Genomic DNA, 20062 nt, shown 5'->3' with positions numbered 1-20062 from the left:
CGAAGCGGGCCGTGGGCGGTGTCATCCGGTTTCCTGGCAGTGGCGGCGGAAGGCGCGTTTCAACATGTCGAGTTCGGCGCGCAGCAGCTCCACCTCGGCGCGCAGATCGTCGCTCGCCGCGTCGCCCGCGATCAGGGTGAAATCGCCCAGTCGGGTGGAACTCGGGGTGTCGAAGACAACGAAGGATTGCACCCCGTCGGCAATTGCTTCCGCGGGGATCGGCACTTGCAGGATCCATTCTCCGGCGGTTTCGCCCTCGTGCAGCTCCACCCCCGGCACCGGCTGATCTCGGAACATCACCGAGATGTCCGGCCGCGCCCCAGTGCCCGGGGCGTTGCTGATCAACCCTTCCCAGATGCCATTGCGAAAGCGGATCTTGGTCAGTGTCAGGTCGCTCATCGGCAGGGTTCCTCAGATCGCGGCGCGCGGATGGCGCGAGAACGTCAGGTCGCGCAGGAGGACCTGATTCATGGCTGGAGCGTCAAAGATCAGGTCCAGCCAGGCCTTCTCCATCCGCTTTTCGTTCAGGTCCGAATAGGCCAAGTCGAACTCGACCAGGAGATTGCCGCGCTCGGCGGGCAGCTGGCGCACCATCTGCTCGGTGTTGGGGCCGTGCCGGATGTTGAGCCGGGCAAAGATGTCGATGGGCGCTTCGGTCTGCAGGATGCTGTCGACGCGCAGGAGATGCTCGCGGGTGAGCCCCTGCAGGGCCGCGGGCGGCAGGTCCACGACCAGCGACAGGAAAGAGCCTTCGAACTGGTACACATCCATTCGCAGGCCGAACGGTGCGAGGTCTTCCTCGCGGGTGTTTCTGATCTGGCGCAGGCTCACCTCTCCGGCGGCGCAATCGTGAAACAGCTTCACCTCGTCGCTGAGACGGGCCTCGGCCGGGGCCGGGCACAGACCTTGCACGGCCAGCGGGCCGCGCCACAGCTCGGGCCGCCAGGACCAGTCGGTGCCATGCGGGCGAGGAAAGAAGCTGGAGCCGATCTGCGGCAGCGCCAGGCGCCCCTCGGCGGTGTGGATCAGGCGGTCCAGGTGGGTGCGCAATTGCCGCGCCTGGTTGCGTTGCAGGCGCAGGTCAGACAGTGGCGCACGGGGCGCGGCCTCGGCAGCGCTGCGCCAGCGGCGCAGGCTGCGCAGGTGTAGCAGCCGGTCCAGTATCCTGCTCATTGCGCGCCCTCTTGCGAAATCCGGGTCTTGATCCCCCGGCGTTCTCGGGCCGGGGTGCCTGTGTCAGTGTAACCTTTGGGGGCTATTGAAATAAACCTGCAATCCGCTGCCCCAGGCCGCGTTTTTCACGGGCCGTGTCGGCGCTCGCGGTCTCGGTCGTGCGCGCGGGGCGGTCGGGACGCGACTGCGGGCGGGGGGCTTCCGCGGTGTCATGCGACCGCGGCGCCGCCGCTTCGACCGGTTGCGACTGGACGGAGCTTTCGAGGCTGCGGTGCGTCAACTCGTTCAGCAGCGCCGCCCCCTGATGGCCAAGCGCCTGGCTGCCGTCCGGCGCGTAGAGCGCCAGCGCGACCAAATGGTCGTCCAGGATGAAGGCCCCGCGCCAGTGCTGGGCACTGGAGCCGGTGACCAGCGGGCCTGGCGCCTGCAGGCGCACCAGCGGCAGCAGCTGGTCCTCGCGGGTTTCCAGGATGCGGGCGCCGGGGAACATCGCGGCGATGTCGCTGGCCTGCGGCGCGGCGACATTCGGGATGGCGGGGCCGATGCTGGCGGTGATGACCGCGGCCCGGCGGGCGCCGAACCACCCGGCACCGCGCACCCGGCTGCAATGGGCGATCAGGGCAAAGCCGCCCTGGCCTTCGATCCGGCTGCTTTCGGTGTCGAAGCAATATCCCTGCGGGGCGACGAGGTGCAGCCGACCGCCGGCAAAGGGCATCACCGCCCGCGCCGCGTCCGGGCGCTTGCGCCTCGGGGTTCGGGATTCGGACGCATCGGGGGCGCTGGCCGCGCCGGGGGCCAGGGCGGCAAATCCCAGCTCGTTCGACATCTGGCCGCACCCGGTCAGCAGGGCGGTTGCCGTTGCCGCGATGAGGGTCCTCACCTGTCGTGCGGCCGGGGGGCTTGCGGGTTTGTTGTTGTTTGTCTTGCGCAATTTCAGTCCTGCCGCGGTTCCTTCAGGGCCTTGGCATAGGCGTTGACCCGCCCATCGGCAAGCGCCAAGCCAATCGCGGTGCTTGCCGCTTGCCTTGGCGTTGCAGCAATGCAAATGCTGTGCGGGCAGCTTTGGCATCCGCCACGGAGGACACATGCAGCAGCACCGCCGTCCGCCCCCCGGGGGCAGCTACCGCGCCCATGAGGCGCTGGTGCGCCCGGCGCGACTGCAGCCGCAACTGTGGCGCTTGCTGCTGGGGGTGGCGCTGGTGACGCTGGTCAGCCTGACGGCAACCGTCGGCCTGCAGATGCTGCTGGTGGCGGTGGCGCCCGGAGCCTGGCTGGCGGAGCTGTCGCAGGGCAGCAGCCCCGGCGCGATGCTGGTCATGCTCGGCAGCTTCGGCTTTCTGGCGCTCGGGGTTGCGCTGGCGGCGCGGCTGTTGCACCGGCGGGGCCTCATCAGCGTGATCGGCGCGCTGCCGCCGCTGGTGTGGCAGTTCAGCCGTGTCAGCCTCTACCTGCTGGGGCTGAGCCTGCTGTTGCTGCTGCTGCCGCCCTACGACATGGGCGCGCCGATGGAGCCGAACCTGCGGTTCGGGCATTGGCTGGCGCTGTTGCCGCTGTCGCTGCTGGCCGTGCTGGTGCAGACCGGGTCGGAGGAGATCGTCTTTCGCGGCTACATCCAGCAGGCGCTGGCGGCGCGGTTTCGGCATCCGGCGGTGTGGATCCTGCTGCCCTCGGGCCTGTTCGCGCTGGGCCATTACCTGCCCGCCGAGGCAGGCGACAACGCGCTGCTGATCGCGCTCTGGGCCGGGGTCTTTGGCGTGCTGATGGCGGATCTGACGGCGCGGGCGGGCACCTTGGGGCCGGCGATGGCGGTGCATTTCTTCAACAACGTGGCGGCGCTGTTGCTGTTTGCCTCGCCCAGCAGTCTCAACGGGCTGGCGCTGTACCTGCTACCCTACGAGCTGGCGGATGTGCAGGGGCTGCGGCCCTGGATGGCGGTTGACTTCGCCACGATGGTGGTCAGCTGGCTGGCGGCGCGGCTTGCCATACGCCGCTGATTGCAATTGCCGTCAATGGGCCTTATCTGGGGGGCAAACCGCGCCCCCGGAGAGGCAAGCTACATGAACTGGATCACAAACTACGTCCGGCCCAAGATCAACTCGATCTTTTCGCGCCGTGAAGTGCCCGAGAACCTTTGGCAGAAATGCGATGAATGCGGCACCATGCTGTTTCACCGCGAGCTGAGCGACAACCAGAACGTCTGCACCAGCTGCGGTCATCACATGCATATCACCCCGCGCGACCGTTTCACCGCGCTGTTTGATGGCGGTGTCTTCACCGAGGTGGCGGTGCCGGAGCCGCTGTCCGATCCGCTGAAGTTCAAGGATCAGAAGAAATACCCCGACCGGATCAAGGCCGCGCAGAAGAAGACCGGCGAAAAGGATGCGATGCTGGTCGCCGCCGGCGAGATCGGCCGCACGCCGATCGTCGCGGCCGCGCAGGACTTCTCCTACATGGGCGGCTCGATGGGGATGTACGTCGGCAACGCCATCATCGCCGCCGCCGAGGAAGCCGTGAAGCTGGGCCGTCCGCTGGTGCTGTTCTCCGCCGCAGGCGGTGCGCGCATGCAGGAAGGCATCCTGTCGCTGATGCAGATGCCGCGCACCACCGTTGCCGTGCAGATGCTGAAAGAGGCGGGGCTGCCCTATATCGTGGTGCTGACCCATCCGACCACCGGCGGCGTCACCGCGTCCTACGCGATGCTGGGCGACGTGCAGATCTCCGAGCCCAACGCGCTGATCTGCTTTGCCGGGCCGCGGGTGATCGAACAGACGATCCGCGAAAAGCTGCCCGAGGGGTTCCAGCGCGCCGAGTACCTGCTGGATCACGGCATGCTGGACCGGGTGATCCCGCGCACCGAGATGCGCGAGGAGCTGATCACCATCATCCGCATGCTGATGAAACTGCCGCCGCAGGTGGTGGGCGATCTGCCCTCGCCGCAGGACGCCGAGGCGGACAGCGCCGAGGCCGCGAACACATCGGCGGATGCCGCTGCCAGCGAAGAAGCGGCGCAGTAACCGCCCGTAGAAGAGGATGTCCGGCACCGCTGCCGGGCAGCACTCGTCCCGCCCCCAACCGGGCGGGACGTTTTTGCATCAAGACCCCGACAACCGCCTGTAACCAGAGCTTGCCATGACCCAGACCTCCGACGCGATCCTTGCCCGCATGATGGCACTGCACCCCAAGATCATCGACCTGACGCTGGATAGGGTCTGGCGGCTGCTGGCGGCGCTGGACAACCCGCAGGACAAGCTGCCGCCCGTGATCCATATCGCGGGCACCAACGGCAAGGGCTCGACCCAGGCGATGATCCGTGCAGGCCTCGAGGGCTGGGGCAAATCGGTGCACGCCTATACCTCGCCGCATCTGGCGCGCTTCCATGAGCGCATCCGGCTGGCGGGTGAGCTGATCTCCGAGCCGCATCTGACCGAGGTGCTGGACGAGTGCTATGAGAAGAACGGCGGCGAGAACATCACCTATTTCGAGATCACCACGGTGGCGGGCCTGCTGGCGTTCTCGCGCACGCCTGCGGATTACACGCTGCTGGAAGTCGGCCTGGGCGGTCGGCTGGATGCCACCAACGTGATCACCCCGGAACTGTCGGTGATCACCCCGATCTCGATCGACCATGAACAGTTCCTCGGCAACACGCTGGCCAAGATCGCCGTCGAGAAGGCGGGCATCATCAAGCGCGGCGTGCCGGTGGTGGTCGGCCCGCAGCCCGAGGAGGCGATGGAGGTGATCGAGGCCACCGCCGCCCGCCTCGGCGCGCCGCTGATCGCCTACGGCCAGCAGTGGCACGTCACGCAGGAGCGCGGTCGGCTGGTGTTCCAGGATGAACGTGGCCTGTTGGACCTGCCGCTGCCGACCCTGCTGGGCGCGCATCAGGTGCAGAACGCCGGTGCCGCCTTGGCGGCGCTGCGCCACCTCGGCGCCGACGAGGCCGCCTGCGAAGCTGCGATGGTCAACGCCGAATGGCCCGCGCGGATGCAGAAGCTGAAGACCGGACCGCTGATCGAGGCGGCTCCGGAGGCCGAGCTGTGGCTGGACGGTGGCCACAACGCCGCGGCGGGCGTGGCGCTGGCAGAGGTGCTGGCGGGGCTGCCGCCGCGCCCCACCCACCTGATCTGCGGCATGCTCAACACCAAGGACGTCAGCGGCTACATGGCGCCGCTGGCCCCGCATGTGGCGAGCCTGACGGCAATTTCGATCCCCGACGAAGTGAACACGCTGAGCGCCGAGGAAACCGAAGCCGCGGCGAAGTCGGTGGGGATCGAGGCCAGCACGGCGGACAGTACCCTTGCAGCGCTCCAGGCGATTGTCGCGCAGGACCCGCAGGCGCGGGTGCTGATCTGTGGCTCGCTTTACCTCGCGGGCCATATCCTGCGCGAAAACGGCTGAGGCTCCGGTCCGCGGCGGGCGGCGGCGTACTCCCGCCCGGTTTCGATCTGCCGATCTCACCCCGTTGGGCCGGGCGCCGCTGGCGCGGCGCGGCCTGCCGCTTTTCATCTTTCCCTGAAATACTCCGGGGGTGAGGCCGCAAGGCCGAGGGGGCAGCGCCCCATCTTGGCCCTTTCTCGGCTGCGCGGCCGCTAGTCCAGAACGTGGTCCACCGGCGCCAGCCGCGGCGGCACCTCGCGCCCGAGGGCGTTGCAGACCGAGATTTCCATCACCCGGCACAGCGCACTCAGCGGCACGGCGTTGGCCTGTTTGCGAAACGGGTGTTCCAACTCATGGGTGACCTGCGCCAGGCCGAAAAAGACGTAGGCCACCACCGCGGCCACCAAGGGTTCGAACCAGCCTGCGCTGTCCAGCAGGGCAAAGGGAAGCAGCAGGCAATAGAGATAGGTCGTGCGCCAGACCAGCAGCGAGTAGACGAACGGCAGCGGCGTGGTCAGCAGCCGTTCATTGCCGGCCTGGGCAGCCGGGAAGGCAGCCAGGCGTTCGGCCAGGGCGCGTTGGCCGAAGCCGTCTATGCGCCCGTCCTCTGCCATTTCGCGCAGCCGGGTGGCGATATCGCGCAGGGCGGCGTTGGGGCCGTTTTCCTGCCGCATCAGCTGCTCCGCCGCATCCGCGCCGACCCAGTGGCGAACGATCTGCGCCACCTCGTCCCCGCGCAGCTGGGCACGGTGCAGGTGATGAAAGGCGAGGATGCGGGTCAGGATGAACTCTTCGTCCTCGCCCTTGCCCGCGAAGATCCGCAATTCCTGCGCCAGGCTGCGCACGTCGGAGACCATGCGGCCCCAGATCTTGCGCGCCTCCCACCATCGGTCGTAGGCGGCGTTGTTGCGAAAGCCCAGGAACAGCGAGAGCGACAGGCCGAAGACCCCCATGGCGCCGATCGAGATGGTCGGCATTGCCATGACGTAGCGGTCCAGGACCAGCACCAGAAGGGCCCAGAGCGCGGCGCCGATGATGTTGGGCAGGATCTGCGGTACCACCGATCCCTTCAGGATCAGGAACAGCTGCCAGCGGCTGGGCGTGTCGCGGACGATCATCGCGCCTCGGCTCCCCAATCCTTGTCCTGCATCTCGCGCAGGCGCGAGGCGGTGCGTTCGAACTCAAACGTGCCCTCACCCTCGACATAGAGCAATTCCGGCTCGGCTGCGGCGGAGCAGATCAGCCGCACCTCGGCCTCGTAAAGCGCGTCGATCAGGGTAACGAAGCGCTTGGCCTCGTTGAAGTTGTTGCGGCTGAGGCGGGGAATGTCCTCGAGCACCAACACCTTGACCGCTTCGGCGATGGCAAGGTAGTCGCCCGGCCCCAGCATTTTGCCGCAGAGGTCATAGAAGCTGGCGCGCGCAACACCGTTGCGGAAGGCGGGCAGGACCACCTCGCGGCCCTTCACCTCCAGCGTCAGCGGCTGCGCCGGGCCGCCGGTGAGGTCGGTCCAGATCGCATCGATGCGGGCGCGGGCCTCGGCCCCGGCAGGGGTGAAATAGACCTGCGCCCCGGTCAGCCGGTTCTGCCGGTAGTCGGTCGGGCTGACCATTTCATGCACGTCCATCTGCGCCTTGATCAGGTCGATGAAGGGCAGGAACAGCTGCCGGTTCAGCCCGTCCTTGTACAGATCATCCGGCACCCGGTTGGAGGTGGTCACCACGGTGACCCCGGCAGCAAACAGCGCTTCGAACAGGCGGCCCACGATCATCGCGTCGGTGATGTCGGTGATCTGCATCTCGTCGAACGCCAGGAGCCGCACCGAGTCGGCCACTTCGGCGGCCACCGGCGCCAGCGCATCCTCGACACCGCGCTGGCGGGCTTCGTGCATCTTGGCGTGGATCTCCTGCATGAAGGCGTGGAAATGCACCCGCCGCGAGGGCACCCCGTCGAGGCTGTCGACGAAAAGGTCCATCAGCATCGACTTGCCGCGCCCGACGCCGCCCCAGAGGTACAGCCCCTTGACCGGCTGGTACTGCGCCTTGCGGAACAGCCCGCGTTTCACCGGCGGGGCCATCAGCCCCTCGGCGATACGGTCGAAATGGGGCAGAACGGCCTGCTGCGCCGGATCGGGCTGCAGCTCGCCTGCGTCGATTTTCTGCCGGTAGAGCGTGGTCAGATGGGTCATGGGGCAAGCCATAGCGCGGGGCGCGGGGGATGGGAAGCGGGTGCGTGCAGGCAAGCGCTTGCAATCGCTGGCTGAGTGGCGTCCATCGCATCAATTCTCCTTAACCGGTCACGCAATAATCCTGATTTGACGGCGGCGGGGTTTTGCCTAAGGTCTGCGCAAACTTCAGGAGAGACCCATGGACCGTCCGGCGCCGCTGTTTACCCCCGTTCTGATCGTCGGCTGCATCATCATCATGGTGAGCTTTGCGGTGCGCGCCTCCTTCGGTGTCTTCCAGATCCCGATCGCCGAGGAATTCGGCTGGCTGCGGGCCGAGTTCTCGCTGGCGATTGCGATTCAGAACCTTGCCTGGGGTATCGGCCAGCCGATTTTCGGCGCCCTGGCCGAGAAGATCGGCGACCGCAAGGCGATCGTGCTGGGGGCGCTGGTCTATGCCGCCGGGCTGGTGCTGAGCGCGGTCTCGACCACGCCGTTCGAGATGCAGGCCTATGAATGGCTGGTGGGCTTTGGCATCGCCGGCACCGGCTTTGGCGTGGTGCTGGCGGTGGTGGGCCGGGCCAGCTCTGACGAGAACCGCTCGATGTCGCTGGCGATTGTTACCGCCGCGGGCTCTGCCGGGCAGATCTTCGGCGCGCCGACGGCGGAGTGGATGCTGACTTTCCTGCCGTGGCAGACGATCTTCGTGGTTTTTGCCGGGGTGGTGCTGGCGCTGATCCTGACGCTGCCGCTGATGCGCGCGCCCGAACCCGCCAGCCGCGCCGAGCTGGAAGAGAGCATGGGCACGATCCTGATGAAAGCCTTCAGGGATCCGTCCTACACGCTGATCTTCCTGGGCTTTTTCAGCTGCGGCTACCAGCTGGCCTTTGTCACCGCGCATTTCCCCGCCTTCGTGACCGAGATGTGCGGGCCGATCCAGCCGGGCGGCATGCTGCATTCGATGGGCATCACCTCGACTTCGGCGCTGGGGGCGGTTGCGATCTCGCTGATCGGGGCGGCCAATGTGGGGGGCACCCTGCTGGCCGGCTACCTGGGCAAGCGCTACTCCAAGAAATACCTGCTGGCGGCGATCTATACCGGGCGGACGCTGGCGGCGGCGGCCTTCATCCTGTTCCCGATCACGCCGCTCAGCGTCATCATCTTCTCGGTGGCGATGGGCTCTTTGTGGCTGGCGACGGTGCCGCTGACCTCGGGTCTGGTCGCCCATATCTACGGCCTGCGCTACATGGGTACGCTTTATGGCATCGTGTTCTTCAGCCACCAGCTGGGTAGCTTCCTGGGCGTCTGGTTGGGTGGGCGGATGTATGACGCCTATGGCGATTACACGCTGGTGTGGTGGATCGGTGTCGGTGTCGGGGCGTTCAGCGCCATCGTGCATCTGCCGGTGAAGGAACGCCCGCTGCCGCGCGCCGACGCGGCCATTGCGGCGGGCTGAGGCAGACGGAAGCAGCGAAACCGGGGCGGCTGCTGGCCGCCCCCGACATATTCCCAACCGGACGGACGCGGCGGTTCAGGCGGCTTCTTCGGCTGTCAGCAGCCCGTGCTGCACCAGCCGCTGCGCAAAGGGGGCGGGGGTGGTGAACAGGTGGGTCTGCCAGCCGCGGCTTTCGGCGGCGGCGATGTTTTCCGGGCGGTCGTCGGTGAACAGCAGGCGCTGCGGCGCAACCCCGGTTTCGCGTTCGAGGATGGTATAGATCTCGGCATCGGGCTTGATGCATTTCAGATGCGCCGAGACGAAGGCGTGGTCGAACTCCTGCAGGAACGGATAGCGTTCGCAGGCGATGTCAAAGGTGTCGGCCCCGAAATTGCTGAGTGCGAAGACCGGGATGCTGCGTGCGCGCAGCGCCTGTTTCAGCCGCACCGTATGGGCGATTTCGCGCGGGACCATGTCCAGCCAGCAATCGTGCCACCAGCGGATCTCCTCGCTCCAGGCGGGGTGTTCCGCGGCCAGATCCTCGATCGATTGCCGGAAGGGGGCGCCCCGGTCGATCTCGAGGTTGACATCGTGCAGCGGGACGTCGGCAAAGAGCTGCTGGCGGCGGTCTTCGCCGATGCGGCTGTCGTAGAAGGCTTCGGGCTCCCATTCGATCAGCACGCGGCCGATGTCAAAGACGACGGCGTCGATCGGGGCGGCGGTGGCTGCGGTGTCCGGGGTCATGATGGAGTTCTTATCCTTCTGCACGTGGGCGGGGACGGGTTGCGGGGCGGTTGCGGCGGGTCTCGCGCCAGAGGGAGACCAGCCCGGAGGCGACGATCAGGCTGCTGCCGATCCAGACCGGGGCGTCGGGCCACTCGTTGAAGATCAGCACGCCCCAGAGCACCGACATCGGCATGGCGATATATTCGAAGGGGGCGGCCAGGGTGGCCTCGTTCAGGCGGTAGGCCTGGGTCACCAGGTAGCCGCCGACGGAGCCAGCGAGGCCGACGCCGATCAGATAGGGCCAGTCCTCGGGGGCGGGCCAGATCCAGGCCCGCAGGATGAAGTCGAGCGCCGGGCTGCTGCCGGTGGCATAGCGTCCGTCGCCGAACAGCAGCCCGGCGAGGGCGCTGACGATCAGAAAGCCCAGCATCGGGTAGAATGCCATGGTGGCACCGGCCTCGGCATTGCCTGCGCGGCGGGTCAGCACATGCAGCGCGGCATAGCCGCAGGCTCCCAACAGGGGCAGCACGGCCGCCGCCTGAAAGGCGCTGGTGCCGGGGCGCATGATGATGAGCACCCCGAGGAAGCCCGCAAAGACCGCGCCCCAGCGCCACGGGCCGGGGCGTTCGCCCAGCAGCAGCGCCGACAGGGTGGTGACGATCAGCGGCGTGGCAAAGGAAATCGCCACCGCTTCGGCCAGCGGCATGATGGCGAGGCCGGTGAAAAAGAAGATATTGGCCAGCAGCACCATGCAACAGCGCAGCAGGTGTAGGCGCGGGCGGTGGGTCCGCAACAGGTGGTAGCCGCCTTCCAGCGGCATGATGATCGCCAGCATCACGCAGATCGCCACCACCGAGCGGAACAGCACCATCTCGTAAAGCGGGTAGTCGCCGGACAGGAACTTGAAGATCATGTCGATGACGGAAAAGGCGATGCCGGCCCCTGCCGCGGCCAACAGTCCGGGGACGCTGATCCTGATCTCTGCGCTCATGTGGGCTCCGTTCCGGTTGTGCCGCCATCAGTGGCGCAACTGGCAAAACGGGGCAATGGGGCGGGGCGGAAAATTTCAGATTTTCCGCCCGTGCCGGGCGGCCACGGGGGACACTGCGGGCAAATGTCCGGGCAGCGGCCGCACAAAGCCATTGGGCATCGGCAGCGGATGCGGTAGAGGGCAGCGAGGCCCGCGCCTTTGATCTGAAAACCTGGAGACCCGGACCAGCGCCATAAGCGGCCCGCAGGCCGTCCGGCCGGGTACCCAAGACATAGGACCCAAAACGTCATGACTGACAGCAAACGCATCGTTCTTTCCAGCGACCACGCCGCCATCGAGCTGCGTCAGGCCGTTGCCGCCCATGTCGCTTCGCTGGGCTGGGAGGTCGAGGACATCGGCCCCGCCACCCCGGAAAGCACCCATTACCCCAAGCACGGCGAGGCCGCGGCGCGGCGTGTGGCTTCGGGTGAATTCCCGCTGGGCATCGTGCTGTGCGGCACCGGCCAGGGCATCATGATGGCCGCCAACAAGGTGAAGGGCATCCGCTGCGGCGTCTGCTCGGACACGTTCTCGGCCAAGATGATCCGCGCGCACAACAACGCCAACATGCTGTCGATCGGCGCACGGGTGGTGGGCGAAGGCCTGGCGCTGGAGATCGTCGAAGCCTTCCTGTCCACCGAATTCGAAGGCGGCCGTCACGGCACGCGGGTGGAGATGATCTCCGAGATCGAAGGCTGAGCACAGCCTGTCTGTCGGGTCGGGCGCGCGTCAGCGCCCGGCCCTGCTAGCCTTGGCTAGCCCTGGGCCTTGGCGGCGCGCAGCTCGCGCTCCAGCGCGTCGAGGAACCGCGAGCGGTCGGCCTTGGTGAAGCCCTTGCCGCCGCCCTGCATGCCCAAGGGGTTGGCGGCGCGCAGGTCTGCCATCAGGTCACGCATCGCCAGCTGCTGGCCGATATTGGCCTCGGTGAACCGTTCGCCGTTGTGGCGCAGCACGCGCGCGCCGGCCTCGATGCATTTGGCGGCGAGCGGGATGTCCCCGGTCACCACCACATCGCCCGGCCCGCAGCGCTCTGCGATCCACATGTCGGCCACATCGGCCCCCTGATCCACGATCACGTTCTCCACCAGCGGATTGGCCGAGGGCCGCAGGCCGCCGTTGGAGACCACGAACATGCGCAGGCCGTGACGGGTGGCGACCCGTTCGGCCTCGGCCTTGACCGGGCAGGCGTCAGCGTCGATGTAGAGCGCGCTCACTCCGCCGCCTTCTTCTCTGCCTTCTGGTCCGCCTTGTCCGTTTTCTCCGCCTTGTCGGCGGGCTTGGCCTTGCGGCTGGCCGGCTTCTTGACCCGGAATTCATCGGGGATCGGCATCCGGTTGAAGGCATCCAGACCGGCGATCTTGTAGGCCTCGGCCAGGGTCGGGTAGTTGAAGGTGTTCTGCACGAAGTAGTCCACCGTGCCTTGCAGGTTCAGCACCGCCTGGGCGATGTGGATCAGCTCGGTCGCGCCTTCGCCGACGATCTGCACGCCCAGCACGCGGCGGGTCTTCAGCGAGAACAGCATCTTCAGCATGCCATGTTCCAGCCCCATGATGTGCCCGCGCGAGGTTTCGCGGAAGCGGGCGATGCCGACCTCGTATGGCACGCCGCGCTCCTGCAGCTCTTCCTCGGACATGCCGCAGGTGGACATTTCCGGCACCGAATAGATGCCATAGGGGAACCAGGGGCTTTCGGGGACCGTCGGGACATTCATCGCGTGGCAGGCGGCGACGCGGCCCTGCTGCAGCGAGGTCGAGGCCAGCGAGGGATGGCCGATCACGTCGCCGGTGGCATAGATGTGCGGAACCTTGGTCTGGTAGGTCTTGCGGGTCACCTCGAGGCGGCCGCGATGGTCGGTTTCCAGCCCCACCGCCTTGAGGTTCAGCCGCTCGGTGTTGCCCATGCGCCCGGCCGCGAACAGCAGCATCTCGCCGCGCACGTGGCGACCGTTGGCCAGCGTCACCTCGATGTGCTCGCCCTCGTCCTCGATCTTTTCGATCGCGGAGCCGAGCCGCAGGTCGACGCCGTTCTCGCGGATCTGATGGGTGAATTCCTGGATCAGGGTGCGGTCGATGAAATCAAGGAAGGTGTCGCGCGGCTCGATCAGGGTAACGCGCACGTCCAGAGCCGAGAACATGGTGGCATATTCCACCCCGATCACCCCGGCACCGACCACGATCAGCGAGCGCGGGATCTCCTCCATCTCCAGGAACTCATCCCCGTCGACCACGGTCTTGCCGTTGAACGGCACGTAATCGGGGCGGTAGGTGCGGGTGCCGGTGGCGATGATGAATTTCTCGCCGGTGACCCGCGTGGTGTCGCCCGCCTCGATCTCCACCTCGACCTCGTTCGGACCGACGAAATGCGCCATGCCGGCCAGCATGTCGACGTGGTTGCGGTTGAACTGGTGTTCCAGCACGTCGACCTCGTGATCGAGGGTCATGTGCAGCCGCGCCTTCAGATCCTCGGCGCGGATCTGGTCCTTGACCCGGTAGGCGCGGCCGTAGAACGAGCGTTCGCGCCAGCCGGTCAGGTTCAGCACGGTTTCGCGCAGGGTCTTGGAGGGCACGGTGCCTGTATGCACCGACACCCCGCCGAGACGATCCTTGCGGTCGATCACCAGCACCCGGCGTTTCAGCTTGGCGGCCTGAATGGCGGCGGTGCGGCCCGAGGGGCCGGAACCGATGATGATCAGGTCATAGTCGAATTCGTCGCTCATGGGCCGCGGTCCTTTTCCCTGGGGTGCTTCAGTTCTGATACAACGCATCGGCATGGAAGGCGATGTGGTCCTCCATGAAGGTCGATACGAAGAAGTAGCTGTGGTCGTAGCCCGGCTGCAGGCGCAGGGTGGCCTGCTGGCGGCGCTCGGCCACGGCGGCGGCCAGCGCCTCGGGCTTCAGAAGATCGATGAACTGGTCGGCGGTGCCGGTGTCGACCAGCACCGGGCCATCAAAGCCTGCCTCGCGCATCAGGAGGCTGGCGTCATGCCTGGCCCAGGCGGCCTCGTCGTCGCCCAGATAGGCGCTCAGCTGCTTGCGGCCCCAGTCCGACGCGGTGGGGTTGCAGATCGGTGCAAAGGCAGAGACCGATTTGTAGCGGCCCGGCAGGTTCATCGCCAGCGTCAGTGCGCCGTGGCCGCCCATCGAATGGCCGGTGATCGCCTGGCGGTCCAGGTCGATGGCAAAGTTTTCACCCAGAAGCGCGGGCAGTTCCTCGGCGACATAGTCCCACATGCGGAAATGCGGGGCCCAGGGCTGCTGCGTGGCGTTGACGTAAAAGCCCGCGCCCTGGCCCAGGTCGTAGGCGTCATCGTCGGCCACGCCTTCGCCGCGGGGCGAGGTGTCGGGGAAGACGATGGCGATGCCCTGTTCGGCGCACCAGGCCTGTGCGCCCGCCTTGGTCATGGCGTTTTCATGGGTGCAGGTCAGTCCCGAGAGATACCACAGCAGCGGGACCGGGCCGTCCTTGGCTTCCTCGGGCAGGAACAGGCCAAAGGTCATGTCGCAGCCGGTGGCGGTGCTGGCGTGTTTGTATACGCCCTGGATACCGCCAAAGGCGGCATTTTCGGAGATGGTTTCCATGGTCAGGCTCCCTTGGATCGCTTTGCCCTATCGCTACCGCTTGCGCGGGCCGGGGTCCAGCAGCGGGGCGGCGGCTGTACCGGTTTTTGCGTCAGAAAGGGATGCGAAATCGCAAATCTGTCGCGGTGCGCCAGCTTCAGCCGCCGGAGGTGGCGAGTCCGGAGACCCAGGCAATGACGGCGGGCACGGTGACGATCGACAGCACGGTAGAGATCAGGATTGCCGCCGAGGCGCGCTGCGGGGCGACGCCATAGTGCTGCGCCAGCATGTAGACATTGCCCGCCACCGGCAGCGAGGCAGCGGCGATGGCCACCATCGCCGCATAGGGGCTGGCCGGGATCAGCCACAGCACGCATACCGCCACGCAGGCCGGGTGCAGGACCAGCTTGGCAAAGCTGAGCCAGCCCGCGATCTGCACCCGCTCGGCCGATTTCGAGGCCAGCGAGGCACCGATGGCAAACAGCGCGCCCGGTGTCGCCGCTCCGCCGAGGATGGTCAGGAAGTCATTGACTGGCACCGGGATTGTCCAGGCGGAAGCGGACCAGGCGAGACCCGCCACGATCGACAGGATCATCGGGTTCTTCAGCAGCCCCAGCCCGACCAGTTTCAAGGTCGCCAGTCGCAGCCCCTGACCCCGACCGGCATTGATGAAGATGACGATCAGCGAGGAGAACACCACCAGGTCGACGCTCAGCACCACCATCATCGGCGCCACCGAGGCCGGGCCGAACAGGATCGCCATCATCGGCAATCCGAGAAAGCCGACATTGCCGATGGCGGCGCATTGCGCCTCGACCGCAGCGGTGGGCATGTCCAGCCCGCGCACCAGCGCCACCACGGTGACCAGCACGTAGACCGCCAGAGTGCCTGCCAGGTAGCTGAGGATCAGGGTCGGGTTGAAGATCTCGGCAAAGGAGAGATTGGCGGCGAAGCGAAAGATCATCGCCGACAAGGGAAAGAAGAAAACGAATTTCGTCAGGTAAGCGGTGGCTTCCTCGGTGAAGAAACGGCTGCGCCCGGCGTAGTAGCCGAGGCCGATGATAGCGAAGAAGGGCAGGGTGCGAAAAAAGATCTCAGCCATTTGCGGATTGGTAACCGGATTTGACCAATTGGCAAAGGGCGTTTTTTACCCGGACCTTGGGACGAGCATATGCGGACGGTTCTCGGGAGCGTCGCAGGGGCGGGCGGTCGCCGACTGCCGCAAGGGGGGGGCTCCCGCCTGATCCTGAACCTGCTGGCGCAGGCCCGTCTCAGTTGGGCGTGGCACCGTGCGGGGCACGGTGCGGGCCGCGCAAGGCCGCCGACCGCAGCGCGCCAGCGCTGCCGGGCCCAACCGGGAGGGGCAGTCGGTGACTGCCGCGGCGCGGGCGGGAGCGCTTGTCTGGTCCCGCTTGTCGTCCTTGCCGCAATGCGCCCGCGCGGCAGGACGGGCCGGGGCTAGCCGCTGCCAATCAATGCGCCAGCGCCGAGCACCAACGCACCGCCCAGCACCACCTGCATGGTGGCCCGCCAGAACGGTGTCTGCATGAATCGGTTCTGGATCCAGGCGATTGCCCAGAGCTCCACGAAGACGATCAGCAGCGCCAGCGTGGTGGCGGTCCAGAACTCGGGGATCAGATAGGGCAGGGCGTGGCCCAGGCCGCCCAGCGTGGTCATCACTCCCGACGCCAGCCCGCGTTTCAGCGGTGAGCCGCGGCCCGACAGCTGGCCGTCATCCGAGGCGGCTTCGGTGAAGCCCATGGAAATCCCGGCGCCGACCGAGGCCGCCGTGCCGACCAAGAAGGTGGTCCAGGTGTCCTGGGTGGCAAAGGCGGTGGCGAAGATCGGCGCCAGCGTCGAGACCGAGCCATCCATCAGCCCTGCCAGCCCCGGTTGCACCCAGGTCAGCAGGAACTGGCGGTGGGCGTCCTGGTCCTCCTGCGCCCGGCTTTCCACGTCCAGGTGGCGATCCTCGAGACGGCCTGCGCTGGCCTGGTGGTCGGCTTCGGCGGCGGCGAGGTCGCCCAGCAGGCGGCGGGTGGCGGCGTCCTGGCAGCGGCGGGCGGCGGCGGCGTAGAACCGTTCGGCGGTGGCCTCCATCGCCTGCGCCTCGGCGCGAATGCGGGGCAGGCTGAGACCATCCAGCAGCCATACCGGGCGGCGGGTGTGAAACCCCGCCACATGCTCGCGCCGGATCAGCGGGATATCGGTCCCGAAGCGGGCCTCATGCAGGGCAATCAGCCGGGCGCGGTGGTCGTCCTCCTCGGCCGCCATGCCGTCGAACAGGGCGGCGCTGGCCGGGTAATCCGCGCGCAGCCGGGCGGCGTAGCTGCGGTAGATCCGCGCGTCCTCCTCCTCGGCGGAGATCGCCAGGGCGAGGACTTCCTGCTCTGACAGGCTGGCCAGGCGTCTGCGCTGGGTGAAGAGCTGCATCTGTTGCCTCATTCGCATCCAATTTAGAATTGTTCTAAATATGGCGTCAGATCGTCCCGACCGCAAGCGGTTGTCGCAGACCTGTTGCAATCGCCACGGCTGGATTACATTAGGGGCAGATCTGGATGCTGACCGTAGCCGTACTGACCGCCGCCTTAGCCCACCGACCACAGCCAAAGGACACGTGATGAATCATCAGACCGGCATTCTGCGCCGGGGCCGGAAATTCGACCAGGTCCTGGAGGGCGCCCGCGAGGTGTTTCTCTCTGATGGCTTCGAAGGGGCCGGCGTCGACAAGATCGCCAAGGTGGCTGGCGTGTCCAAGGCAACGCTCTACAGCTATTTTCCGGACAAGCGGGAGCTGTTCATGGAGGTTGTGCGCGCCGCCTGCGTGGAGCAGGCGGACAGCATGGTGTCGCTGGCGGCCGGCTGTCGTGGCCCGCGCGAGGTGCTGCGGATTGCGGGCGAGCGGCTGCATGCGGTGCTGCTGGGCGGCTACAGCCTGCGCCTGTTTCGGATCTTCGTGGCAGAGGCTGACCGATTCCCGGAGCTGGGGGCGATGTTCTATCGCAACGGCCCGCTGGTGATGCAGGAGAACCTGCGCGATTATCTCGAACTTGCCGTCTCACGCGGGGAGCTGCGGATCGCCGATGTCGATCTGGCCGCGGCGCAGTTTCTGGAGATGTGCAAGGCGGATGTCTTCCTGCGCTTCCTGTTCAAGATCGACGAAAGCTTTACAGAAGCCGAGTTGGCGCGGGTGATCGACGGCGCGATCGAGACCTTCATGGCGCGCTACGGCAGCTGACCGCCTGACGTCCCCGCGCCAGTGCCCGGGCAGGGATCAGTGGGTGATGAAGCGGTTGGGCGTTTCCCGGTAGGTCTGGTGACAGCTGAGACAGCTTTGCATCAGCGTCGGCAGCGTGCGGCGCAGGCCGGTCAGGGACCGGGTGTTGAGGGCGCGCGCGGCCTTTTCGGCCCGCGAGGCGCGGATCTTGAAGTCTTGCCAGCTGGGCCAGATCGTCGGGCGCGCGTGCGAGGCCGGGTCCAGATGCTGCTTGCGAAAGCGGCGGGGAATGGCCGCGGTGGAGCGGATCAGCTGGCGGCGGGCGTTGCGCGCTTTCCGGCGATCGAAACCGGTGCGTCCGGTGGTCATGCCGGTCAGCACTTCCATCGCCGCTTTCTGGGCGCTCATCAAAGCGATGCGCTGGCTGACAGGCGTGCTGATGGCATTGCGGGCGGTGACCGGCGTGGTGCTGACGGTGGCGAGCAGCAGCAGGAGCGCGAGCAGCAGTGTGCCGCGGTGTGGCAGGCGGCTCATCGGTGGGCCTCGGCGCGGATTGACCGAATCGTCAGATTGGAACAAAATAAGAACATAGCCTGCCATACCTCCACATCCGTTCTGCAAACCTGGCCTCGGCCACCCAGTTCTGCGCTTTGATTCATGTCTCACCGCCGTATCCTGTCGCTTTGGTTTCCGCGTCTTGGGGCGGAGCGCATCCTGCGGGCGGAGCGCGGCGATATTGCCGGGCCGCTGGTCGTGGCCGCAGAAGTGTCCAACAGTCAGGTTATCACCGCGTTAAATGCGGCGGCGGAGGCCGCGGGGCTGCATCCGGGGCAGTCGTTGCGCGACGCGCATGCGATGTGCGCGACGCTGCGGGTGCGGTCTCGCAACCCGGCGGCGGAGGCGGCCTTCCTGGCGGCGCTCCGGCGCTGGGCCGGGCGGTTTACCCCCTGGGTGGCAGAGGCGGGGGAGGACGGGTTGACCCTGGACATCAGCGGCTGCGCGCATCTGTTCGGGGGCGAGACGGCGCTGACGCAGGCGGTGGCGCAGGATTGCGCCGATATCGGGCTGAGCCTGCACATGGGGCTTGCCGATACGGTGGGGGCGGCCTGGGCCCTGGCCCGTTACGGCGGCGCTGAGCCGCTGGCGACAACCGGCGGCGGGCGCAGCGGTGACGCCATCGAGCAGGAGGCGCGCGCCACCCGCGCCCGGGCGCAGAAGCGGCGGCACTGGAGCCGGGGCGGCCGCGCGCCGCAGGTGCATGTGCAGGCCGCAGGCGAAACCGCAAAAGGACCGCAGGCGCGAATTTCCGCGCCGGGCCAGACCCGTGCGGCGCTGGCCCCCTTGCCGGTGGCGGCGCTGCGGCTGGAGGCGGCCACGGTGGCGCAGCTGAACCGGTTGGGGCTGCGGCGGATCGGCGATCTTCTGGCGCAGCCGCGGTCCAGCCTGGCACGGCGCTTTGGCCGCGGGCTGGTGGCGCGGCTGGACCAGGCGATGGGCAGTGCGCCGGAGCCGGTCTCGCCCGCGCGGGAGCCCGACCATTTTGCGGTGCGGCTGACCCTGCCGGAGCCGATCGGGCTGATGGAGGACCTGCTGGCGGCGCTGGACCGGATGCTGCCGCGGCTCTGCGCCCGGCTTGCGGCGCGCGGCAAGGGCGCGCGGGTGCTGCGGCTGGAAGCGCATCGCTGCGATCAGGCGATGGAGGCGGTCAGCACCGGCCTGGCGCGGGCCAGCCGGGAACCGGACCGGATCCGCCCGCTGCTGGCGATGAAGCTGGAGCAGATCGACGCCGGTTTCGGCATCGACATGCTGCGGCTGGAGGTGACCCGGGCCGAGGCCATCCACACCCGCGCGCCTGTTGGCCATCTTCAGGCGGGGGCGGCGGCCCGGGCGCGCCAGCAGGGGCAGCCGGACGGCGTCGCGCTGGAGGACCTGGTTGGCCGCCTGGGCGCGCGACTGGGGCTGGAGGCGATCACCCGCCTGCATCCGGCAGACAGCCACATCCCCGAAAAGCGATTTAGCGTACAGGCGGCGGCGTGGAGCGAACCGGCGGCGGAGCCGTGGCCGCGGCCGCTGCGACCGCGACCGCTGCTGCTGTGGCCCCCCGAGCTGGTCAGCGCAGCTCCGCGCCCCGACCTGCCGCCGGAGTTCCGCTGGCGCGGTCGCAACTGGCAGGTGGCAGCGGCAGAAGGTCCGGAGCGGATCGCGCCGGAGTGGTGGCTGGAAGATCCGAACTGGCGCAACGGCGTGCGCGATTACTGGGTGGTGGTGAGCTGCTGCGGGGCCAAGCTGTGGCTGTTCTTTGCCCATGGCGCGGCGCTGTCACCCGGCTGGTTCTGCCAGGGCAGCTTTGCCTGAGGCGGCACGCTTCGTTCCGCAGCGAAGC

At 67.5% G+C, this 20062-nt stretch carries 20 protein-coding genes; 7 read left to right on the top strand and 13 right to left on the bottom strand.

All coding sequences use genetic code 11. The features are described 5' to 3' along the window. Positions 1 to 21: 21 nt before the first annotated feature. From ACZ52D_RS06525 to ACZ52D_RS06515, 3 genes are all read right to left on the bottom strand, one after another. Entirely contained in the window at positions 22 to 399 is a 378-nt protein-coding gene (locus ACZ52D_RS06525) for a hypothetical protein (RefSeq protein ID WP_464442898.1), read from the bottom strand. Positions 400 to 411: 12 nt separating this feature from the next. Further along, positions 412 to 1173 carry a DUF6478 family protein gene (locus tag ACZ52D_RS06520; RefSeq protein WP_222454651.1) on the bottom strand — a complete coding sequence of 254 codons (762 nt, stop codon included), beginning with the start codon at positions 1171 to 1173 and terminating at the stop codon, positions 412 to 414. Between the two features lie 82 nt (positions 1174 to 1255). Further along, complete coding sequence (locus ACZ52D_RS06515) at positions 1256 to 2053, bottom strand: hypothetical protein (RefSeq protein ID WP_464442897.1); 798 nt, start codon at positions 2051 to 2053, stop codon at positions 1256 to 1258. 205 nt (positions 2054 to 2258) lie between these two features. Here ACZ52D_RS06515 and ACZ52D_RS06510 point away from each other — a divergent pair, with 205 nt between their 5' ends. The 3 genes from ACZ52D_RS06510 to ACZ52D_RS06500 all read left to right on the top strand — a co-directional run bounded on the left by ACZ52D_RS06510 (position 2259) and on the right by ACZ52D_RS06500 (position 5571). Further along, positions 2259 to 3167 carry a lysostaphin resistance A-like protein gene (locus tag ACZ52D_RS06510; RefSeq protein WP_464442896.1) on the top strand — a complete coding sequence of 303 codons (909 nt, stop codon included), beginning with the start codon at positions 2259 to 2261 and terminating at the stop codon, positions 3165 to 3167. A 63-nt stretch (positions 3168 to 3230) separates the two neighbouring features. After that, entirely contained in the window at positions 3231 to 4187 is a 957-nt protein-coding gene (accD, locus tag ACZ52D_RS06505) for an acetyl-CoA carboxylase, carboxyltransferase subunit beta (RefSeq protein WP_222454654.1), read from the top strand. 115 nt (positions 4188 to 4302) lie between these two features. After that, the gene (locus tag ACZ52D_RS06500) at positions 4303 to 5571 is read left to right on the top strand and encodes a bifunctional folylpolyglutamate synthase/dihydrofolate synthase (RefSeq protein ID WP_464442895.1); all 1269 of its coding nucleotides are present in this window, start codon (positions 4303 to 4305) and stop codon (positions 5569 to 5571) included. Between the two features lie 191 nt (positions 5572 to 5762). On the opposite strand, the gene ACZ52D_RS06495 is transcribed toward ACZ52D_RS06500, so the two are convergent. Next, entirely contained in the window at positions 5763 to 6668 is a 906-nt protein-coding gene (locus tag ACZ52D_RS06495; RefSeq protein ID WP_464442894.1) for a bestrophin family protein, read from the bottom strand. Beyond that, positions 6665 to 7738, bottom strand: a complete 1074-nt coding sequence (gene zapE, locus ACZ52D_RS06490) for a cell division protein ZapE (protein WP_464442893.1) — start codon at positions 7736 to 7738, stop codon at positions 6665 to 6667. Before zapE ends, ACZ52D_RS06495 begins: the two co-directional genes overlap by 4 nt. 178 nt (positions 7739 to 7916) lie before the next feature. Here zapE and ACZ52D_RS06485 point away from each other — a divergent pair, with 178 nt between their 5' ends. Then, positions 7917 to 9170, top strand: a complete 1254-nt coding sequence (locus ACZ52D_RS06485; RefSeq protein ID WP_464442892.1) for an MFS transporter — start codon at positions 7917 to 7919, stop codon at positions 9168 to 9170. 75 nt (positions 9171 to 9245) lie between these two features. Here ACZ52D_RS06485 and ACZ52D_RS06480 read toward each other — a convergent pair whose 3' ends face one another. Together ACZ52D_RS06480 and ACZ52D_RS06475 are read right to left on the bottom strand one after the other, a co-directional pair. Then, the gene (locus tag ACZ52D_RS06480) at positions 9246 to 9893 is read right to left on the bottom strand and encodes an HAD family hydrolase (RefSeq protein ID WP_464442891.1); all 648 of its coding nucleotides are present in this window, start codon (positions 9891 to 9893) and stop codon (positions 9246 to 9248) included. Positions 9894 to 9903: 10 nt separating this feature from the next. Beyond that, entirely contained in the window at positions 9904 to 10866 is a 963-nt protein-coding gene (locus ACZ52D_RS06475) for a DMT family transporter (protein ID WP_369930161.1), read from the bottom strand. 288 nt (positions 10867 to 11154) lie between these two features. Here ACZ52D_RS06475 and rpiB point away from each other — a divergent pair, with 288 nt between their 5' ends. After that, entirely contained in the window at positions 11155 to 11604 is a 450-nt protein-coding gene (gene rpiB / locus ACZ52D_RS06470) for a ribose 5-phosphate isomerase B (protein ID WP_222454661.1), read from the top strand. 56 nt (positions 11605 to 11660) lie between these two features. Here rpiB and ACZ52D_RS06465 read toward each other — a convergent pair whose 3' ends face one another. The 5 genes from ACZ52D_RS06465 to mbfA form a co-directional block, all read right to left on the bottom strand. Then, the gene (locus ACZ52D_RS06465) at positions 11661 to 12119 is read right to left on the bottom strand and encodes a YaiI/YqxD family protein (protein ID WP_222454662.1); all 459 of its coding nucleotides are present in this window, start codon (positions 12117 to 12119) and stop codon (positions 11661 to 11663) included. Then, positions 12116 to 13621 carry a Si-specific NAD(P)(+) transhydrogenase gene (gene sthA, locus ACZ52D_RS06460; RefSeq protein ID WP_222454663.1) on the bottom strand — a complete coding sequence of 502 codons (1506 nt, stop codon included), beginning with the start codon at positions 13619 to 13621 and terminating at the stop codon, positions 12116 to 12118. The genes ACZ52D_RS06465 and sthA overlap by 4 nt, the downstream gene beginning before the upstream one ends. Before the next feature lie 28 nt (positions 13622 to 13649). Beyond that, positions 13650 to 14483 (bottom strand): S-formylglutathione hydrolase, encoded by an 834-nt coding sequence (fghA, locus tag ACZ52D_RS06455; RefSeq protein WP_464442890.1) that lies wholly within the window; start codon positions 14481 to 14483, stop codon positions 13650 to 13652. 136 nt (positions 14484 to 14619) lie between these two features. Next, positions 14620 to 15564, bottom strand: a complete 945-nt coding sequence (locus ACZ52D_RS06450) for an AEC family transporter (RefSeq protein WP_222454665.1) — start codon at positions 15562 to 15564, stop codon at positions 14620 to 14622. 356 nt (positions 15565 to 15920) lie between these two features. Continuing rightward, the gene (mbfA, locus tag ACZ52D_RS06445) at positions 15921 to 16895 is read right to left on the bottom strand and encodes an iron exporter MbfA (protein ID WP_464442889.1); all 975 of its coding nucleotides are present in this window, start codon (positions 16893 to 16895) and stop codon (positions 15921 to 15923) included. 187 nt (positions 16896 to 17082) lie between these two features. On the opposite strand from mbfA, the gene ACZ52D_RS06440 reads away from it, so the two are divergent. Further along, positions 17083 to 17700, top strand: coding sequence for a TetR/AcrR family transcriptional regulator (locus ACZ52D_RS06440; protein WP_222454667.1), 618 nt, complete (start codon positions 17083 to 17085; stop codon positions 17698 to 17700). A 36-nt stretch (positions 17701 to 17736) separates the two neighbouring features. Here the strand turns inward: ACZ52D_RS06440 and ACZ52D_RS06435 are convergent, their stop codons facing one another. Beyond that, positions 17737 to 18213, bottom strand: a complete 477-nt coding sequence (locus ACZ52D_RS06435) for a c-type cytochrome (RefSeq protein WP_369930174.1) — start codon at positions 18211 to 18213, stop codon at positions 17737 to 17739. 123 nt (positions 18214 to 18336) lie between these two features. Here ACZ52D_RS06435 and ACZ52D_RS06430 point away from each other — a divergent pair, with 123 nt between their 5' ends. Then, positions 18337 to 20034 (top strand): Y-family DNA polymerase, encoded by a 1698-nt coding sequence (locus ACZ52D_RS06430; RefSeq protein WP_464442888.1) that lies wholly within the window; start codon positions 18337 to 18339, stop codon positions 20032 to 20034. Positions 20035 to 20062 lie beyond the last annotated feature (28 nt).

It is taken from the genome of Leisingera sp. S2M4 (assembly GCF_055398055.1).
The sequence above is the reverse complement of the archived record's forward strand: the minus strand, read 5'-3'. Positions and strand labels throughout refer to the sequence as shown.

What these genes read in the sequence shown, in the direction of transcription:
- ACZ52D_RS06525 (WP_464442898.1), bottom strand. Translation starts at nt 399, where the DNA reads ATGAGCGACCTGACACTGACCAAGATCCGCTTTCGCAATGGCATCTGG.
- ACZ52D_RS06520 (WP_222454651.1), bottom strand. Translation starts at nt 1,173, where the DNA reads ATGAGCAGGATACTGGACCGGCTGCTACACCTGCGCAGCCTGCGCCGC.
- ACZ52D_RS06510 (WP_464442896.1), top strand. Translation starts at nt 2,259, where the DNA reads ATGCAGCAGCACCGCCGTCCGCCCCCCGGGGGCAGCTACCGCGCCCAT.
- accD (WP_222454654.1), top strand. Translation starts at nt 3,231, where the DNA reads ATGAACTGGATCACAAACTACGTCCGGCCCAAGATCAACTCGATCTTT.
- ACZ52D_RS06500 (WP_464442895.1), top strand. Translation starts at nt 4,303, where the DNA reads ATGACCCAGACCTCCGACGCGATCCTTGCCCGCATGATGGCACTGCAC.
- ACZ52D_RS06495 (WP_464442894.1), bottom strand. Translation starts at nt 6,668, where the DNA reads ATGATCGTCCGCGACACGCCCAGCCGCTGGCAGCTGTTCCTGATCCTG.
- zapE (WP_464442893.1), bottom strand. Translation starts at nt 7,738, where the DNA reads ATGACCCATCTGACCACGCTCTACCGGCAGAAAATCGACGCAGGCGAG.
- ACZ52D_RS06485 (WP_464442892.1), top strand. Translation starts at nt 7,917, where the DNA reads ATGGACCGTCCGGCGCCGCTGTTTACCCCCGTTCTGATCGTCGGCTGC.
- ACZ52D_RS06480 (WP_464442891.1), bottom strand. Translation starts at nt 9,893, where the DNA reads ATGACCCCGGACACCGCAGCCACCGCCGCCCCGATCGACGCCGTCGTC.
- ACZ52D_RS06475 (WP_369930161.1), bottom strand. Translation starts at nt 10,866, where the DNA reads ATGAGCGCAGAGATCAGGATCAGCGTCCCCGGACTGTTGGCCGCGGCA.
- rpiB (WP_222454661.1), top strand. Translation starts at nt 11,155, where the DNA reads ATGACTGACAGCAAACGCATCGTTCTTTCCAGCGACCACGCCGCCATC.
- sthA (WP_222454663.1), bottom strand. Translation starts at nt 13,621, where the DNA reads ATGAGCGACGAATTCGACTATGACCTGATCATCATCGGTTCCGGCCCC.
- fghA (WP_464442890.1), bottom strand. Translation starts at nt 14,483, where the DNA reads ATGGAAACCATCTCCGAAAATGCCGCCTTTGGCGGTATCCAGGGCGTA.
- ACZ52D_RS06450 (WP_222454665.1), bottom strand. Translation starts at nt 15,564, where the DNA reads ATGGCTGAGATCTTTTTTCGCACCCTGCCCTTCTTCGCTATCATCGGC.
- mbfA (WP_464442889.1), bottom strand. Translation starts at nt 16,895, where the DNA reads ATGCAGCTCTTCACCCAGCGCAGACGCCTGGCCAGCCTGTCAGAGCAG.
- ACZ52D_RS06440 (WP_222454667.1), top strand. Translation starts at nt 17,083, where the DNA reads ATGAATCATCAGACCGGCATTCTGCGCCGGGGCCGGAAATTCGACCAG.
- ACZ52D_RS06435 (WP_369930174.1), bottom strand. Translation starts at nt 18,213, where the DNA reads ATGAGCCGCCTGCCACACCGCGGCACACTGCTGCTCGCGCTCCTGCTG.
- ACZ52D_RS06430 (WP_464442888.1), top strand. Translation starts at nt 18,337, where the DNA reads ATGTCTCACCGCCGTATCCTGTCGCTTTGGTTTCCGCGTCTTGGGGCG.